Source organism: Rossellomorea vietnamensis (genome assembly GCF_008180415.1).
Lineage (GTDB): Bacteria > Bacillota > Bacilli > Bacillales > Bacillaceae_B > Rossellomorea > Rossellomorea vietnamensis_C.
The window spans coordinates 121,988-138,421 of the sequence record NZ_VTEI01000008.1 but is presented as its reverse complement, the minus strand read 5'-3'; the positions used below and the strand labels follow the sequence as shown (position 1 = coordinate 138,421).

The window sequence follows — 16,434 nt, the reverse complement described above, 5'->3', positions numbered from 1 at the left end:
TTATCAGCGAATCCCTTTAAAGTTACTGAAAATAATTCCATTCCTTATATATGCTGCAGAAATAATGTGTGACTGCCCGGTCTCAATCTGGCTTGTGACTTGGCATAAAGTAAAACGGCCCTCTGAGAGAGGACCGTTTTAAATATATGTTAATTTAGAAGCTCATCCAGAATTTGCAGCTTCTTCTCTGTATAGTTTTTAAATCCTTCATTGTACGCTTTCGGCTCTTTAGGATTGGCGAAATGAGTGATTTTTCCGGTTTCAGGATCAATGAATTTACTTGCAGCGCCGCACCCGATGCCGATGATCGTCTGCATTTCTTCCATGATCATGATGTTGTAGATGCTGTCCTGCCCTGGAAGAGCATAGCCAACATTCTCAAGATTGCCCAGGATGTTTTTCTGGCGGTACAGATAATAAGGAGCGTAATCATGTTTTTGTGTCCACTCATCCGCGAGTGACATCATTCTTTCAATCTCTTCTCTGCCTGCCACTTTGTATTTTTCTTTATTCCTTGTCATCTCTGAGGCTCTTTTAAAAGAAAGAGTGTGAACAGTCAATGACTCGGGCATCAGTTTCTTTGTCTCATTCAATGAGTGGGTGAACTCTTCGACACCTTCACCAGGCAAGCCGATAATCAAGTCCATATTGATGTTTTTCATTCCCATTTCCCTTGCCAGATGAAACTTTTCAATCGTCTCTTCTACTGAATGATGTCTTCCGATCGCTTTTAAAGTTTCATTCGTGTACGACTGAGGATTAATGGAAATGCGGTCGATGTTCCACTTATTCAGCACCTCTAATTTTTCAGGAGAGATGGTATCCGGGCGTCCCGCTTCAACAGTAACTTCTCTTATATCATCCACATCCGGGAACGAGCGGTACATTTCTTCATACAGCAGATCCATTTGCTCAGCGGTAATGGAGGTTGGTGTCCCGCCGCCGTAATAGACCGTCGTGATTTTTACACCATTTTCCTTCAGCCAGCGCCCCGTTTCCTGGATTTCATAATGCAACCCGGAAAGGAATGAGTCCACTCTCCCCTGTTTCCCCAGAATTGCATAGGCAGGGAACGTACAGTAAGCACATTTGGTCGGGCAAAAAGGGATTCCAATATAGATACTGACTTCTTTTTGAAGAGAATAGAGGTCAGGGACTACCGACAATTGCCTGTCGACGATTCTCTCCATCAATTCAATTTTTTCATCCGTGATGAGATAATCTTCTTTCAGTTTGCGGCGGATGTCTTCCCGCGGCATGCCCTCTCTGATACTTTTATGAAACAGCTTGGTCGGCCGGATGCCCGTGAGGATCCCCCAAGGCTGAATGATTCCAGTATATTCTTGCAAAACGTTCAAATAGACATGTGAAAGACCATTTTTGAAACTGCGGAATTTCTCTTTATCTGTTTGTTCCAGCGGAACTTCTTTTTTGTATTCGGAAGAATGCTTTTGATCTTCGGATTCCAGTTCAGCTTCTGCTGTAATGGTATCCTTGAGCTTTTCTAATTTAAATTCTATATGAAGGTTCCCTTTTTCCTTATGAAAAGGGTTGACCGCCGGTTCTTCAAAAAACAGATTGGCGATAAGCTGCAATGGACGATTGAAGCGTTCATCATTCAAACCGCTGAATGTAATTTTCAATATAATCACCTTTCAAGAAATCGATTTTCAACTTGTTCTAGTGTACAGAAGGACGGGGGAATGGTCAATACACAAAGGGAGGAGTGTCGTCTGCTGGGGAGTAGCGGGTATTGGTGGTATGGGGCTTTTATTGTCATGAACTTGGCGGGGGAGTCGTTATCTTGGTGATCTCTCCTTCTTGTTGGTCTGTAAAATCGTTTTGCGGGCCGTTATCTTGTGCGCTCGTCTTCTCGTTGGCCCGTAAATTCGTCTTGCGGGCCGTTATCTTGGTGCGCTCGACTTCTTGTTGGTCCGTAAATTCGCTTTATTGACACCTTACCGGGATTTTCTTCTTTTGATGTATCTCGCTCCGCCAGCGAGGTACATCATCTCTGCATTTTCTCTTTTTGATGTACCTCGCTCCGCCTGCGAGGCACATCATCTTTGGATTTTCTCCTTTTGATGTATCTCGCTCCGCCTGCGAGGCACATCATCTTTGGATTTTCTCCTTTTGATGTATCTCGCTCCACCGGCGAGGTACATCATCTCTGACTTTTCTCCTTTTGATGTATCTCGCTCCGCCGGCGAGGTACATCATCTCTGACTTTTCTCCTTTTGATGTATCTCGCTTCTTTACAAAGGGACATCATCCACTGGAGTACGCCATATCAAGACTCTCTCCAAAAATCCTCAGCCATAACAAAAAAACTGACCCGCCAAGGCCAGCTCCTTAAATATCTATGACTTTATGACATTCATTTTCTTCAGAAATTCGATAGGCTGCTGTTTGCGGAATAGTTCTTTTACAGCGTAGGCTACTCCATTTTGTAGATTGGTACGCGTTATCCAGTCTGCTGTACTTTTCACATCCGGGGACGAATTCCCCATCGCGATTCCAAGTCCGCAGCAGTCCAAGAGGTCCTTGTCATCCTGGTTTGCCCCTACCATTACGACTTGATCGCGGCTGATTCCCGCTCTTTCACACACATACAGAAGACCGCGGAGTTTTGAAACTCCCCTCTTGACGATGTCGATTCGGTCATGGTCCGTCACAATGCAATCCACCTCATGGTACATGCCCTTAATCGCCATAACGGCATCATTCCGCTCGGCTTCTGAATTGAATTTGGCTTCTATTTTCAAAGCAGAGGAAGGATCTTCGAAAAGATACTCACTCAAAGAATCAGTGTATTGGGTGCTGTAGATGAAGCTCGATTCCCGGTTGAAAAGTACTTTTTCACGGAGAGATCCTGATAGTTTCATCCTGTTCATAACGGCCATCCTGTCCTGGACGACCCTCAACTGACAATCCATCTCCTCAAGGAATTTAACAATCTCATAAGATATATCCTCATGAATCTTATTAACATAAAGCGGTTTACCTAAATGAGTCCCGATATAGGCCCCTTGATGGGTAACCAGGGGATTATCGATTTTCAAAGCTTTGGCAACCCTTTTAGCGGAAGGAAATGTCCTTCCTGTAATCAGTGTTACATAGATACCTTTGCTCTGGACGTATTCTACTGCTTCTTTCGTTTCTTTGCTTATACGGCCATTATGAAGCAGGGTACCGTCAATATTCATTGCCAACATACGATAAATCATGGATGCGCCTCCTCAATTGTTGTCTATTATCACCCGCAGGGATTTATAAAAAAATGGGAATGGAATGGTAACCATGTCCACTCTAGTCCTTTGTATACTCTTATGAATTTGACATAGAAAATATGACAAGTTTAATGGGATGCACAGGTTTCAACTTCTTCCATACATGAACGGAGAGCTGATATCGTTCCCGCTTATCTGCAGTATCCCTGCTGGCGGCGTTATTTCTGCGACTCCAATTCACTCCCAGTACATGTACCAAAACCACAATTTCTCGAAATAGAAAAACTACCTCAGGTCTTCTGCACCTGGAACCTGTTCGGCTCAAATAAAAAACGCTCCGGGCGAATAGCCGCGGAGCGTTCTGGTCAAGCATTACTGTTCCATGGAACCGTATAGGTCTTCCAATGGTTTCATGATGACTTTATTCAGTTCATTGATCAGCATGCTCATTCTTTGTTCAGCTTCCATCAGTTTGGAAATCTTTTCGTCCTGCTGAACAAGTGCCGCTGTTTTTTGTGCATGTTCCACTTCTTCTTGAGAAAGTTCTTGACCGCTCATTTGTTTTTGCTGCAGATTCATTTGGATGTTACGGAAGTTTTCGAACATTTTTTGAGCCTGCTCATCGTTGTTCACTTCGTCATACATCTTCTTCAGGTTATTGTACTCGTCACTTTTTCGTAGTGCACTTTCCAGTTCGTTTGCGTAATCATATAAATTTACTGCCAAAATCATTACCTCCTAAAAATCTCTTTCCAATCCTCTACCACTATAACAAAAGAAAAAGAGGAATGCGAGGATGCCGGGTTTCTGTACTATATCTATGCAAGGAATATGACAATTACACCTTGAATCAAGCCTATGATACCGCCTAGCAATGCACCCAGATACGTAATCATTTTCAGTTCCTTGGAAGTGATGCCAAGGACCATTTCCTCCAGCCGCTGAACCGAGAAGGTCTCGACCTGCTCTCTCACTACTTCCTCCAGATGCAGTTTTTCCATGATCATTTCGATTTTTTCGGATACAGCCATCACACTCATTTCAAAAACACGAGGAACAATGACCTGCGTGATTCGCTGCTTGAAAGGTGATAGAACATCCTTCAAGCTCGAGGTCATCACCTTCTCCACAGACACTGCTTCAAGGATTGATTTTTTCAGGGATGGAAGGACATCTTCATCGCTGACATTTTTCAGGACATCTTCCCACTGAGATTCCCTTAGCTTTTCCCATTCTGTTCTCAGGAGATTTCGCAGAATTTCTTTTGTGCCATCATGTTTGATGAATTTTATGATTTCCGGCTGGATTTTTTCGGAAACCGATGAATTCCCCAGAAACATGCCAAGCATATTACCAAGCATCCCTCTTCCTTCAAGGAAATCATCGATCATGATTTTGACTTTCCTTTTGCCTTCCGGGCTTGAAAAATAGGCTTCACCTTTAGCGGCTATAAAATCGGCTGCCACCGGAATGTAAGCATCGATCTTTTCCTGCCAATGGAGAGGCAAAGTGGATTCGATTGTCTGGGACCGGTATTTTTCTTTAAAGCCATGGTATTTTTCATCAATCCATTTTTCGATACCATTTTCGATTGTTTCCGTATTCATCGGAATCTGCAGCTTTGCAAGCCAGGCTTCAATACTTTCATCAGAATCTACTAAGGGTTCTACACTCTCCCCGATCCAGGCAACGGCATCTGATTTGAATTGGCTGTTGTTCAGCTTTTTCTGGATGCTCTCGGGAGTAATCAAGTGGTGAACCACCATGTCCCCCAGCTGAGCGGCCATTTCGCTTCTTCTCTTTGGGATCAACCCTGGTGTAAAAGGGACTTTCCACTTTCCTATATAAACAGGTTTATATGGCCTGAACAACATTTTGATTGCAAGGGAATTGGTCATCCCGCCGATTGCCGCTCCAATCACGACCATTAAGACAAATGTTATAAAAATATTCATGATTTCATCCTTCCTTAAGGGCTGTGAAGCAATGTTTTATCAGGTATTTTCCAACGCACCTGAACACTTTCATTCATCCTACATAATATGCTATATCAGCATCCGCCCATTATCATATTATAAATTTTGTCCACGGACAGCGCAAACGGGGAGATTTTTATGTTCATTACATTCAGCACTTCTAACACCATAACAGAAAAGCCTGTCTTGTTTGTTTCTGAGAATACCGCTCAGGACTGGAGGTGGGCTGCAGGTCAAGAGATATTGGTTGTAATGGGCCTTTCCCGCTATAAAGCGAAGGTTGTCCCGGAAGTGCCTGAACATGGGGACTGTGAACTTCTTTTTCCAGAGAATCATTCCTTGCAGCTGAGGGGGTCACATCACTTAACAACTCACTTCTCTCCAACAGAAAAAACTCTTTTCTTAGGACCAGTCATCGCTGTTCTAACCGATACAGATTCCTCCGGCCGGCCATCTATAGGACAATTGGGGCCGTATTATGAAGAATTGTATCAATATACTATTCGGCACGGAGGCCTTTTCTTTCTGACCGGCACTTCACTCATTGATCGGCAGAGAGGTTTTTTCTGGAATGAAAAAAAAGGAGAGTGGCTCGAAGGAAGCATCCCCTTGCCGGATATTCTGTATAACAGGATTCATTCACGAAAATCCGACCGCAGTGAATTGGTAAGACAATTAATTACCCGTCTTGAGGCACAGGACATATTTGTGTTCAATACATCTTACTTAACCAAGGATTCCGTAAATGAGCTTCTTTCAGGAGAAGACTATATTCTCGAGTATTTACCCCACACGGAAACATTCACACTTTCCAGCCTCCGCCGGCTGCTCGGAAAACATAATGACCTCTTCATTAAACATATTGCAGGAAGCCAGGGAAAAAAACTCCTTCGCCTTGCTTACTTAGAGAATGACTATCGTTTAATCCAGAACATAGGCGGCGAAACCCTGCAGAAATCATTCTCTTCTTTTGAAGAAACCGCTGAAGAGCTGTCGAAACTGAAGATTTCTTCACATTTTATCATTCAGGAAACAATTGAACTCCTAAAATCTGAAGATAGAACACTGGACTTCCGGTTCCTCTGCCACCTGGTAGATAACCGGGAGTGGAAACTGGTTTCCTCGGTAGCCCGTATATCAGGGGAGGGCCAGTTTGTATCAAATCTAGCTCAAGGCGGGGAATTGGCTAAACCTATGAAGGTACTGAGCACAATCTTCAGCAGGAGCGAAGCAGTAAGAATTTACAGGCTCATGAAAGAGCTGGCCCTCGCTGTCTGCAGCAGGCTTGCTGAAAACAGTACGCTGACCCTTGGTGAACTGGGAGTAGATCTTGGGGTGGATAAATCCGGGAAGCCCTGGGTGATCGAAGTCAACTCCAAGCCCTCCAAACAGACCTATGTTGAGACCGGGGCAATCCGTCCGTCTGTCAAAACTCTTTATCAATTATCAAAAAGCATTTGGGAAGAAAGGAGAGCTTCATATGATCAGACTGGGAATTTTGATGCTGGAGCCTGATACCACTCATCCTTTTTATACCGGTATGGCGCAAACCAGTAAAACAATTGGAGTAGAAGTACTGTTATTTTCTCCTCTGCAAATCCACCCGCAGACAGAGTGGATTCAAGGATACCGCTTTTCACCAGATACAGAAAGCTGGGTAAATGATATTTTTACAATACCCGAATATATTTACGATAGAACCTTTTATGGAGATGATTTCAGTTCAAAGCAAGCAAAGGCTATAGTGCAATGGCTGAAAAACCGAGATGACTTATGCTTTTTAGGATACGGCCTGCCGAATAAATGGACGATTTACAGGCATTTAAAATCACAGGAAAAAGTTTCTCCTTATCTTCCCAAAACGAGCTTGATTGATTCCATCCCGGAAACAATAGCCAAGATTATAAGAGAAAAAAATGTCATCATCAAGCCGTTTGATGGTGCAAATGGTATGGGGGTTTTTGAAATACAATCTAAAAATGGGCATTTCCAAGTGCGGACCACGAAAAAACAGGAAATAGCAGAGAAGGAGATGGATGAGGCGACTCTTTCACGATGGCTTGAAGGCTTGGTTCAAAAAAGGAGCTTCATCCTTCAGGCACAGCTTGATAATAGAGATGAACAGAATCGGCCGTTCGATTTACGGCTGCTGCTTCAGAAAAACGAAAATGATAAATGGAGTGTTTCCTGTAAAGGTTTCCGAGTCGGTATCCCCGGCTCCCTTCTCACGAATATTAGTTCAGGCGCTTCGGCGATTCCGTATGAAGAGTGGAAGAAAAAATTAAAACACTACAACTGGATGTATATCGAATCTGAATTAAGAGATATTGTCCGTTCCCTTCCGGAAGTCCTCGAGGAAGAATTCGCCCCTCTCTTTGAGATCGGACTCGACATCATCATTGGAAGAGACAGTTCGGTATGGATTCTGGATATGAATTCCAAGCCGGGCCATAAAATGCTGCAGCTTCTCAATGAGGATGAAATTCAACGGCTGCACTCTTTGCCGCTGCGGTACTGCAAAGCACTACAAAGAAAAATGCCCGCCACAGGAGGCGATTCTTCTTGATAAAGCCCTTTAAATTAGAAGTATTCAAATCAAAGGAAAAAATACTCTATCTTCCGGTAAGCTTAGAAATTGAGAGCATCACTGCCGTCTCTCTGGGTTCTTCCCACGCTGAAGCACTCTGCAGAAAACATCCTAATGGACGAAATGTTGCTGCGGTCAGTTCGAGTCTGGCAGAAGAACTTTCCCTCCCGCCATTTATCACGGACATTTATATGTTTCAGCATGAAAATTCGGTTTTTCTCGGTCCCCTGATTGGCATTTTCACCTCCGGCTTCACTTCTTTCTTGATGAAGCCGATTGGTGAGAGGTCATCCTTTTTTTCCAAACTGCTTTCCTTACAGTCTTCACTCGGCGTCATTCCATTCGTTTTTGGTGAAAACCATATTGATTGGGAGAACGGGCTTGTAAAGGGACATTTCTACAGCAGAAACCAATGGGTGACTCATGTCGTCCCTTTGCCCAATGTGATTTATGACCGGCTCCCCAACAGGAGAAGCGAAAAAAAATCAAGTTACCAGGAAATTAAATCCCGGCTTCAGCAGCAATATGGGATCCCTTGGTATAATCCAGGTTTCTTTAACAAACTGGAAGTGTTTGAAAGGTTGGAAAATGATGAAGAAGCTTTGCGTTATCTGCCTGAAACACATGCTTTTCAGTCGTTTTCACAGATAGAAAGAATGATGTCCAAATACGGTCACGTTTTCATCAAGCCAAAAAACGGCAGCCTTGGTCTTGGTGTCCACCAGTTCACTTTTAATCGCATTTCGGAAGATTATACTTGCAGGTTTCGAGATAAGAGCGGCAGGAACCGGCTTGTAAAATCGGCTTCCTTTGAAAAACTGCTCCAGAGAATCATACCACCCAGAATATTGAGCAGGATGGTCATTCAGCAAGGAATTCACCTCATCAAGTCTGAAAACTGTCCAGTGGATTTTCGTGTCCACACGAATAAAGATGAAAATGGGGAATGGCAGGTCAGCGCTATCGCTGCGAAGGTCGCTGGGGAAGGAAGCGTCACGACCCACCTGCACAGCGGGGGCTGTGTCAAAAGCCTGCAGGAACTGTTTCCGGACCCGGACCTTTGCCTGCGTACCGAGGAAAAACTAAAGAGTGCCGCCATCACATTATCTTCAGCACTGGAGCGGAATATGGAAGGATTCATAGGAGAAATCGGCTTTGATTTTGGTATTGATGCCCTGGGCAGAGTCTGGCTGTTTGAAGCGAATTCCAAGCCAGGAAGATCTATTTTTTCACATCCTGATTTAAAATCGTTTGACCTTTTGACAAGACGGCTTTCCTTATCTTTCGGCTTATATCTTACTCAGCGGTCAATCAAGCAGCCTCAGGAGACGTTAAAATGAAAATCTATTATCAGCCGCAGAAGAAATTATTCTTTCACTCCGATCCTTCACTGGCATCCCTGCTTTTTGGAAGAAACTCCTATATACTGTACAGAGAAAATGAACCCTATAAATATTGCTTTGACATATCCTCTCAGGGGACTGTTTGCGGTCCGGTCATCGGCATCCTGACTGCTAAGAAAAAGGGAAGTTATCAAGGTAATTTCCCTTTGTTTCAAAATCTGCAGAAGGCCATCCAGTCCAAGGGCGGCCTTTCGTTTGTCTTTTCATACAGTGACATCGGGAAAGAAAGAATTGCCGGACTCTGTTTTCATCAAGAAAAAAATATGTGGGTGCCCTGCACCTTTCCCATTCCGAACTTCATCTACAACCGCATCCCTTCTCCCTCAGATGAGAAATCAGACGAATTTTTGGATTTTTTGCAATGGGCAAGGAATCGGAACATCCGTTTTTTCAATCCTCATTTTTTCAATAAGTGGGAGGTTCATCAATCCCTTTCCCAAAGTGAGTCTGTCCAGCCACACCTGCCTGAAACAAGGCTGCTGCAGAACTCGGAGGACCTGCTGGAATATCTGGCAGAGAAGAAAAAAGTTTATATCAAGCCTGTACTTTCTTCCAAAGGAAAAGGAATCAGGCTCATTGAACTTTGTGAAGACGGCCAGATTCTTTGTAAAAGCACGAAGAAAATCGAGAAATTCATCCGGTTCGACCGCTTGATCCTGAAGTATCCTGAATGGTTTGAGACGGATACATTCATCTATCAGGAAGCCATTCACTGCAAAAAAATGAATGACCACCGCTATGACCTCAGAGTGCTTGTCCATAACTCTGGGAAAGGGTTTGGAATCACCGGAATTGGAATCAGGATTTCAGAACGCCAAGAGGTAACGACACATGTCCCCCAAGGCGGCCGGATTCTCCCGTTTCAGCGTATTGAATCGAAAGAGCTGGTAAAAAGGATCGAGGTCCTGGCATCAGATTGCGGAGAACAGCTTCAAACCACATTCGGCCTCATTGGTGAATTTTCAATGGACCTTGGGATCAAGGAAGATAGCGCGACCCTTATCATCTTTGAAATCAATGCCAAACCCATGCGGTTTGACGAAGGCGATATAGAAGAAAAGCGGCTGGAAAACCTGGCTGATGCCTTTTTCCTTCACTCGGCAAGTGCCCGCCAGTACTCTACTTAATCTCCTTATAAATGCTGTTGAATCTTAACACATTAGCGGTTACCTGTTTCATAATCAAAAAAATGGGCTGATAAATAGGCCTTCCTGGGCAGTCCATAAGCAGATCCCGATATAATTCAGCTTCTTTCAGTTCGGATTTCAACGCCGCCAGGACGCCCTCCCTGAATGACGTGAAATCCGTTTTTTTGTTTTCTATGTAATAATACTTCCCCGTCAGCATATAGTACACATACTGAAGAAGTTCATAGTGTTTCCTCTTATCCCTTTCTGCCTGCAGTATACTCTCTCTGTAAACCGGATTTGCGGTTTTCGTCTGCAGCTCCTTATAAAAATTCCGCAATGTCCATGAATGATCAATCCCCGTTTCCAGCTGTTTGACAAACAGCATACCAACAACCCCTCCGTTTAAATATTCTATAGTACAGCAGCACGTCACAGCACTAAGAGGGACAGTCCCTTTTAGTGCTTTAACGCAGCATACCACCGTCCCGCTTCTTCAAGCTGTAATAAATCTTATGACAGATGATAAAGGTTTATGTCACATTACAGGGATTCGTCCCAGTGTCGTTCTTATTTCCCCTGTAAAAAAGCAGGAGAAAGGTTTAGAATAGTAAGAAGAATCAGCCGGTGATGGTGCCGGTTCACACATAAGGGGGGAATAGGGAATGATTCAGCATTTTCAATTTAGAAGTATGTATGAGAACAAAAAATTACCGGGATGGACTTTTTCCTTTTATTATAAAGGCATTAGATACGAAGGCAGCTACCACAAGAACGGCACGATAGAATGGAAGGGAGCTCAACCACCTTCTGAAGAAGAAGAAATAATTCAAAAACAAATTCACGAATTGATGCTTTTTCATGTTTATGAATGAATAGCACATTGAATAATCTTCTCCTATACATACACAATAATGAACAGGTACTCTAAGGAGGAGTTAAAGTGGCAAAGAACAAGAAAAAAGCGGAATTCTCTCCCGATACACATTATGAAGGAAAAAAGGAAGCATACCTGGATGTCGACCGGATCGTTAATGAGGGACTGAGCGGGGGCTCTGTGCATATGCGCGATGAGGTCTCCAATATCGAGCAGTCAATGGACCTTGAGGAAGAAGAACCCCCAGTTGAACAGGGATAGAAAGGATCGGTTCAAAACCGGTCCTTTTTTCATTTTCCATGAGATCAAGCCTTTATTTTTGTTAGCTGCGTACAGATCCTATCTCTACCGGAACGAACTTAGCTCCTGGGGCGAATACCCCTCCTCTAATCGACTTCAATAGAGTCCTGCTTTCCGTTGCAATCCAATCTTTTTGAATCTCGTCCGGTTTTCTCGTAAAATGATACATACCAGAAAACTAAAATGAGGGAAAATGATGCTTTCAAAACTGCAACAAAAATATCCTGAATCCAAATTATATAAAGTGCCTCCTTCAGAACTAATTCCGGATCATCTGCTGCTGGCCAATGAAACAAATGAGGAATTCCTGTCCATTCCAAAACAAAATCTTTCAAATGGTGAAATGGAACTGCTGCTCACACTGTTTTCCGAAGCAGTTCCATCTGGAAATATTCAGAACAAGACCGAAGAAAGCAAGAACTGGCATGAATATTTGTACGAAGGGGATTCATTAAAATTCCGCGTTTCTCCAAAGGACATGTACCGGATCATTCAATTTTCAATAGAAGAAAAAGTAGAAACCGATTTGCTTACAGAAGCTCTTCGCAGCATCTTTGCCGAACAGGCTGTCATTGTTTTCAACTCTCCTGCATCCGGTGCAATTGTGGAGAAAAAGACGGAATGGACGCTTCCTGAAGAAGAACTATTATCTGCAGCAGCGGTAATAGAAGGAGATTTCTATGTATCACCAAGGTTCTTCATAGGAAGGTTTTATTCCATTGATGATTCCTTCCTGTCTTTTTTTGAAGAAGAAAGAAACCTTTTCTCTTTTGCAGAAAAAAATATCTCTAAGGGCAGGGTGTTCACTTTTCCATCCACCTTCCCTCCGTTCGCCCTCCATCACGTGCCGAAACAAACGAAAACCCGCATGTTTGCTGATATTAAGGGCGTATTTGCAGAAGATGAAGAATTGAAAAAAACAATCGAAACCTATTTGGAGAACCAATCGAATACGAGCCAGACAGCCAAAGCTCTATTCATGCACCGCAATAGTGTTCAGTACAGGATCGATAAGTTCATTGAAAAAATCGGCATCGATATTAAAACCTTTCAAGGTGCCTTGACGGTTTATCTGGCCTGCCTTGAAACGGAAGAGGATAACAACAACATGGGGGACTAAGCAACATGCCCAAACCCTCCATGTTTTTTTTATGCACTTTACCCATTACAACGAGTAAGCGTTTTCTATTACAATGGTTTTAACAAAGAGATAGAAAAGAGGAGGCAAACAAAATGGCAGAATTACAAATGAAAAATATTTATAAAGTTTATGATAAAAACGTTACAGCGGTAAAAGACTTCAACCTTGACATCCAAGATAAGGAATTCATCGTATTCGTCGGCCCTTCAGGGTGCGGTAAGTCCACAACTTTGAGAATGGTAGCCGGTTTGGAAGAAATCTCAAAAGGTGATTTCTATATCGACGGCAAACGAGTAAATGACGTAGCACCAAAAGACCGTGATATTGCGATGGTTTTCCAGAACTACGCACTATATCCGCATATGAGTGTTTATGACAACATGGCATTCGGTTTGAAATTGCGTAAATTCGACAAGCAGGAAATCGACCGCCGCGTACAGGACGCAGCCAAGATCCTTGGCCTTGAATCATTGCTTGACCGTAAACCTAAAGCATTATCCGGTGGTCAGCGCCAGCGTGTGGCCCTTGGCCGTGCGATTGTCCGTGATGCAAAAGTTTTCTTGATGGATGAGCCGCTTTCCAACCTTGATGCAAAACTTCGTGTACAAATGAGGGCGGAAATTGCCAAGCTTCACCAGCGCCTGCAGACAACAACGATTTACGTAACACATGACCAGACAGAAGCGATGACAATGGCTTCCCGCATCGTCGTTATGAAAGACGGACTGATTCAACAGGTTGGTTCTCCTAAAGAAGTTTACGACCGCCCTGAAAACGTATTTGTCGGCGGATTCATTGGATCTCCAGCTATGAACTTCTTCCGCGGAACACTTCAAGAAGGCAAGTTCTCATTTGGAGAAGATGCTGTTGAAGTTCCAGAAGGAAAAATGAAAGTGCTGCGTGAACAAGGATACATCGGTAAGGACATCATCCTTGGTGTAAGACCGGAAGATATCCATGATGAGCCTCTATTCATCGATTCTTCTCAAGGTTCAAAAATCAGAGCAAAAATCGAAGTATCCGAATTGACCGGTGCAGAAACAATGCTGTATTCCCGCCTTGGCGACCAGGATTTCGTTGCCCGCGTTGATTCTCGTACAGATGTTGAAGCAGGCCAAACAATCGACTTGGCATTCGATATGAATAAAACTCACTTCTTTGATGCAGAAACAGAAGACCGCATCCGCTAATTGATTAACAAAAAAACTGCGCTCATCCATTGAGCCGCAGTTTTTTTGTTTTTGAATTCTGTGTGCCTGAATGACTAAATCTCCGTGAATTTAATGACCCGGGTTTCATCATGTCCGCAATCTCCCGAAAACAGGTGGAGACATTCATCAGAACCGGAACTGCCCGGGATTCCATCCCCCAGCTTAATTTCATCGATATCCATATAAGCGCTGTAGTCATCAAAGAAATCATATATTCTTCCCTTGTCCGTAAGTTTTGAACCGCACTTGGAACAATCGATCTCCATACGGACCACTCCATTGCATAAAGCACATACTTTCATTTTAATCACCGTTTTCCGCAGGATTCATTCATTACTTATCTTTTGTTTATCCACATGATTTATGTGTTAATCTTCTCTATCGCTTCAGGAATAAATTCCCTCTGACAATCTGGTATATATTCTTTTAAAAGCCCCATAATACAGAGTAACAGCAACAAAAAAACATTCAATCAACCTCATTGATGGGTCATCCAAATGAGATGGCCGCAGAAACTTTGCGGGACTGGTGCAAGTCCAGTTGACCCAACCATAAAAACAACAAGGAGATGACAAAACATGCAAAACCAACAACAATCACGCAGCAACAACTCTAACCAACTAGTGGCTCCAGGAGCTCAACAAGCTATCGACCAAATGAAGTACGAGATCGCTTCTGAATTTGGTGTACAACTTGGTGCAGACACAACTGCACGTGCCAACGGTTCTGTAGGTGGAGAAATCACTAAACGCCTTGTACAAATGGCAGAACAGCAAATCAGCGGTTCACAACAACGTTAATCTAACTTAATATTAATATGGCTACAGCCCCTGACTTATAGTCAGGGGCTCCTATTTTTATAAGATCGTTTTTGTGAAAAAAATGATCGTTTCACTTAAGGTGCGGACTCTGAATCGAATTGCTTCAGGACCAAAAAAGAAATAACAAGATCGTTATCTCCTTTTTACATTCATCTGATTCACTGAATCAATATCAAAATTACTTTTTCAAATTCACCATTTTAGCAGGATCGATCCATTCATCATATTGTTCTTCCGTCAGGTATCCAGACTGGACAGCTGACTCTTTCAGGGTAAGACCTTCCTTATGGGCCGTTTTGGCAATTTCTGCTGCTTTTTCGTAGCCAATATGTGGATTGAGGGCGGTTACCAGCATAAGCGACCTGCTGACAAATTCTTCAATCACGTCATTGTTCGGCTCGATTCCTTTAGCACAATTTTCATCAAATGATTTGATTCCATCAGCTAAAAGCCTTGTTGACTGAAGAAGATTATGAATGATGACCGGTTTGAATACGTTAAGTTCAAAATTCCCCTGGCTCGCTGCAAAGCCAATCACCGCATCATTGCCAAATACCTGTGCAGACACCATTGTCAATGCTTCACTCTGTGTAGGGTTCACTTTGCCTGGCATGATGGAACTTCCAGGTTCATTCGCAGGAATGGTAATTTCCCCGATTCCGCTCCTTGGCCCGCTTGCCAGCCAGCGCACATCATTGGCAATCTTCATAACGTCTGCTGCCAGCGCCTTCAAAGCACCATGTACGTGAACAATTTCATCATGCGAAGTCAGTGCATGAAACTTATTGTCGGAAGAAACAAATGAGAAACCTGTCTGCTTCTCCAATTGCCCGGCTACCATATCACCGAATCTTGGATCCGCATTTATTCCGGTTCCGACGGCTGTTCCGCCAATGGCTAAATTCAACAGGTGCTTGCTGCTTTCATTCAGCATTTTTTGTGACCTTTCAATCATTGTTCTCCACCCGCTGATTTCCTGTCCAAGGGTCAATGGTGTAGCATCCTGCAAGTGAGTCCGCCCGATTTTGATAATGTCCATGAACTTCTTCTCTTTTTCATTTAAAGTATCATGAAATTGCTGCAGCACAGGTTTCAGCTTTTCCTGAATTTCTTTGTACGCTGCAATGTGCATCGCAGTAGGAAACGTGTCATTCGAACTTTGTGACATATTCACATCATCATTAGGATGGACCGTCTCATCGCTATCTTTTATCATTTGATTGGCTCTGTATGCGGTTACTTCGTTCACATTCATGTTGGATTGAGTTCCGCTGCCAGTCTGCCAAACCACCAAGGGAAAATGTTCATCCAGCATGCCTGAAATGATTTCATCACTTGCCTTGACGATAGCATCCTTCTTGGTATCGGAAAGCTTCCCAAGCTCATTATTGATAATGGCAGCCGCCTTTTTCAACTGCGCAAACCCATATGTAACCTCAAGAGGCATCCTTTCATGGCTGATCTTAAAATTTTGCCTGCTTCTCTGAGTTTGAGCACCCCAGAACTTATCAGCAGGAACTTCAATTTCTCCAATTGTATCTCGCTCTGTTCTATATTCCATTCCGACTCCTCCTTAATAAACGTTCTCTCTTCTATTTTTCCACTAAGAATTAAGAAATAACATCATTGGCAAAATAATGTAGAAAAATCTTCTATATTAAGGCTATGTAGGATAGAGTGCTTTCTATACGTGCTATGTTTCAATTACCCAGTCTCACTCCAGCTGGGCTTCTTCTCCTGCTGAACTGCATCATGTATCCA

Annotated in this window: 16 protein-coding genes; 9 read left to right on the top strand and 7 right to left on the bottom strand. The window is 43.2% G+C overall.

Annotated elements, in window-relative coordinates:
- Nucleotides 1-149: 149 nt before the first annotated feature.
- From FZC78_RS15985 to FZC78_RS15970, 4 genes are all read right to left on the bottom strand, one after another.
- Nucleotides 150-1,643, bottom strand: coding sequence for a coproporphyrinogen III oxidase (locus tag FZC78_RS15985; RefSeq protein ID WP_148941081.1), 1,494 nt, complete (start codon nucleotides 1,641-1,643; stop codon nucleotides 150-152).
- A 717-nt stretch (nucleotides 1,644-2,360) separates the two neighbouring features.
- Nucleotides 2,361-3,227, bottom strand: coding sequence for a Cof-type HAD-IIB family hydrolase (locus FZC78_RS15980; protein WP_148941079.1), 867 nt, complete (start codon nucleotides 3,225-3,227; stop codon nucleotides 2,361-2,363).
- Between the two features lie 375 nt (nucleotides 3,228-3,602).
- Nucleotides 3,603-3,956: a YlbF family regulator gene (locus FZC78_RS15975; RefSeq protein ID WP_148941077.1), complete on the bottom strand. Its 354-nt coding sequence runs from the start codon at nucleotides 3,954-3,956 to the stop codon at nucleotides 3,603-3,605.
- A 92-nt stretch (nucleotides 3,957-4,048) separates the two neighbouring features.
- Nucleotides 4,049-5,185 carry a DUF445 domain-containing protein gene (locus FZC78_RS15970; protein ID WP_148941075.1) on the bottom strand — a complete coding sequence of 379 codons (1,137 nt, stop codon included), beginning with the start codon at nucleotides 5,183-5,185 and terminating at the stop codon, nucleotides 4,049-4,051.
- 159 nt (nucleotides 5,186-5,344) lie between these two features.
- Here FZC78_RS15970 and FZC78_RS15965 point away from each other — a divergent pair, with 159 nt between their 5' ends.
- The 4 genes from FZC78_RS15965 to FZC78_RS15950 are packed head-to-tail and all read left to right on the top strand — an operon-like array spanning nucleotide 5,345 to nucleotide 10,323.
- Entirely contained in the window at nucleotides 5,345-6,721 is a 1,377-nt protein-coding gene (locus FZC78_RS15965) for a YheC/YheD family protein (protein WP_148941073.1), read from the top strand.
- The gene (locus FZC78_RS15960) at nucleotides 6,687-7,772 is read left to right on the top strand and encodes a YheC/YheD family protein (RefSeq protein ID WP_187444961.1); all 1,086 of its coding nucleotides are present in this window, start codon (nucleotides 6,687-6,689) and stop codon (nucleotides 7,770-7,772) included. The genes FZC78_RS15965 and FZC78_RS15960 overlap by 35 nt, the downstream gene beginning before the upstream one ends.
- Nucleotides 7,769-9,133: a YheC/YheD family protein gene (locus tag FZC78_RS15955; protein WP_148941069.1), complete on the top strand. Its 1,365-nt coding sequence runs from the start codon at nucleotides 7,769-7,771 to the stop codon at nucleotides 9,131-9,133. The genes FZC78_RS15960 and FZC78_RS15955 overlap by 4 nt, the downstream gene beginning before the upstream one ends.
- Entirely contained in the window at nucleotides 9,130-10,323 is a 1,194-nt protein-coding gene (locus tag FZC78_RS15950) for a YheC/YheD family protein (RefSeq protein WP_148941067.1), read from the top strand. Before FZC78_RS15955 ends, FZC78_RS15950 begins: the two co-directional genes overlap by 4 nt.
- On the opposite strand, the gene FZC78_RS15945 is transcribed toward FZC78_RS15950, so the two are convergent.
- Complete coding sequence (locus FZC78_RS15945) at nucleotides 10,316-10,711, bottom strand: ferritin-like domain-containing protein (RefSeq protein ID WP_148941065.1); 396 nt, start codon at nucleotides 10,709-10,711, stop codon at nucleotides 10,316-10,318. The two genes, FZC78_RS15950 and FZC78_RS15945, sit on opposite strands and share 8 nt — an antisense overlap.
- A gap of 277 nt (nucleotides 10,712-10,988) precedes the next feature.
- Between FZC78_RS15945 and FZC78_RS15940 the strand changes: the two genes are divergently transcribed.
- The 4 genes from FZC78_RS15940 (at nucleotide 10,989) to FZC78_RS15925 (ending at nucleotide 13,831) form a co-directional block, all read left to right on the top strand.
- A complete protein-coding gene (locus FZC78_RS15940) occupies nucleotides 10,989-11,198 on the top strand; it encodes a YheE family protein (protein ID WP_148941063.1) in 210 nt (69 codons plus the stop codon).
- Between the two features lie 68 nt (nucleotides 11,199-11,266).
- Nucleotides 11,267-11,461, top strand: coding sequence for a hypothetical protein (locus FZC78_RS15935; protein WP_148941061.1), 195 nt, complete (start codon nucleotides 11,267-11,269; stop codon nucleotides 11,459-11,461).
- Between the two features lie 232 nt (nucleotides 11,462-11,693).
- Nucleotides 11,694-12,620, top strand: coding sequence for a PucR family transcriptional regulator (locus tag FZC78_RS15930; RefSeq protein ID WP_148941059.1), 927 nt, complete (start codon nucleotides 11,694-11,696; stop codon nucleotides 12,618-12,620).
- Between the two features lie 113 nt (nucleotides 12,621-12,733).
- A complete protein-coding gene (locus tag FZC78_RS15925; protein WP_148941057.1) occupies nucleotides 12,734-13,831 on the top strand; it encodes an ABC transporter ATP-binding protein in 1,098 nt (365 codons plus the stop codon).
- Nucleotides 13,832-13,905: 74 nt separating this feature from the next.
- Here the strand turns inward: FZC78_RS15925 and FZC78_RS15920 are convergent, their stop codons facing one another.
- On the bottom strand, nucleotides 13,906-14,118 hold the full coding sequence (locus FZC78_RS15920) for a hypothetical protein (protein WP_252183645.1): 213 nt from the start codon (nucleotides 14,116-14,118) through the stop codon (nucleotides 13,906-13,908).
- Between the two features lie 312 nt (nucleotides 14,119-14,430).
- Here FZC78_RS15920 and FZC78_RS15915 point away from each other — a divergent pair, with 312 nt between their 5' ends.
- A complete protein-coding gene (locus FZC78_RS15915) occupies nucleotides 14,431-14,652 on the top strand; it encodes an alpha/beta-type small acid-soluble spore protein (RefSeq protein ID WP_148941053.1) in 222 nt (73 codons plus the stop codon).
- A 199-nt stretch (nucleotides 14,653-14,851) separates the two neighbouring features.
- On the opposite strand, the gene fumC is transcribed toward FZC78_RS15915, so the two are convergent.
- The gene (fumC, locus tag FZC78_RS15910) at nucleotides 14,852-16,234 is read right to left on the bottom strand and encodes a class II fumarate hydratase (RefSeq protein WP_148941051.1); all 1,383 of its coding nucleotides are present in this window, start codon (nucleotides 16,232-16,234) and stop codon (nucleotides 14,852-14,854) included.
- Between the last annotated feature and the right edge of the window lie 200 nt (nucleotides 16,235-16,434).

Bases quoted from the DNA above. Each gene is read 5' to 3' on its own strand.
- FZC78_RS15980 (WP_148941079.1), bottom strand. From the start codon at position 3,227: ATGATTTATCGTATGTTGGCAATGAATATTGACGGTACCCTGCTTCAT.
- FZC78_RS15970 (WP_148941075.1), bottom strand. From the start codon at position 5,185: ATGAATATTTTTATAACATTTGTCTTAATGGTCGTGATTGGAGCGGCA.
- FZC78_RS15965 (WP_148941073.1), top strand. From the start codon at position 5,345: ATGTTCATTACATTCAGCACTTCTAACACCATAACAGAAAAGCCTGTC.
- FZC78_RS15960 (WP_187444961.1), top strand. From the start codon at position 6,687: ATGATCAGACTGGGAATTTTGATGCTGGAGCCTGATACCACTCATCCT.
- FZC78_RS15950 (WP_148941067.1), top strand. From the start codon at position 9,130: ATGAAAATCTATTATCAGCCGCAGAAGAAATTATTCTTTCACTCCGAT.
- FZC78_RS15945 (WP_148941065.1), bottom strand. From the start codon at position 10,711: ATGCTGTTTGTCAAACAGCTGGAAACGGGGATTGATCATTCATGGACA.
- FZC78_RS15940 (WP_148941063.1), top strand. From the start codon at position 10,989: ATGATTCAGCATTTTCAATTTAGAAGTATGTATGAGAACAAAAAATTA.
- FZC78_RS15930 (WP_148941059.1), top strand. From the start codon at position 11,694: ATGATGCTTTCAAAACTGCAACAAAAATATCCTGAATCCAAATTATAT.
- FZC78_RS15925 (WP_148941057.1), top strand. From the start codon at position 12,734: ATGGCAGAATTACAAATGAAAAATATTTATAAAGTTTATGATAAAAAC.
- FZC78_RS15920 (WP_252183645.1), bottom strand. From the start codon at position 14,118: ATGGAGATCGATTGTTCCAAGTGCGGTTCAAAACTTACGGACAAGGGA.
- FZC78_RS15915 (WP_148941053.1), top strand. From the start codon at position 14,431: ATGCAAAACCAACAACAATCACGCAGCAACAACTCTAACCAACTAGTG.
- fumC (WP_148941051.1), bottom strand. From the start codon at position 16,234: ATGGAATATAGAACAGAGCGAGATACAATTGGAGAAATTGAAGTTCCT.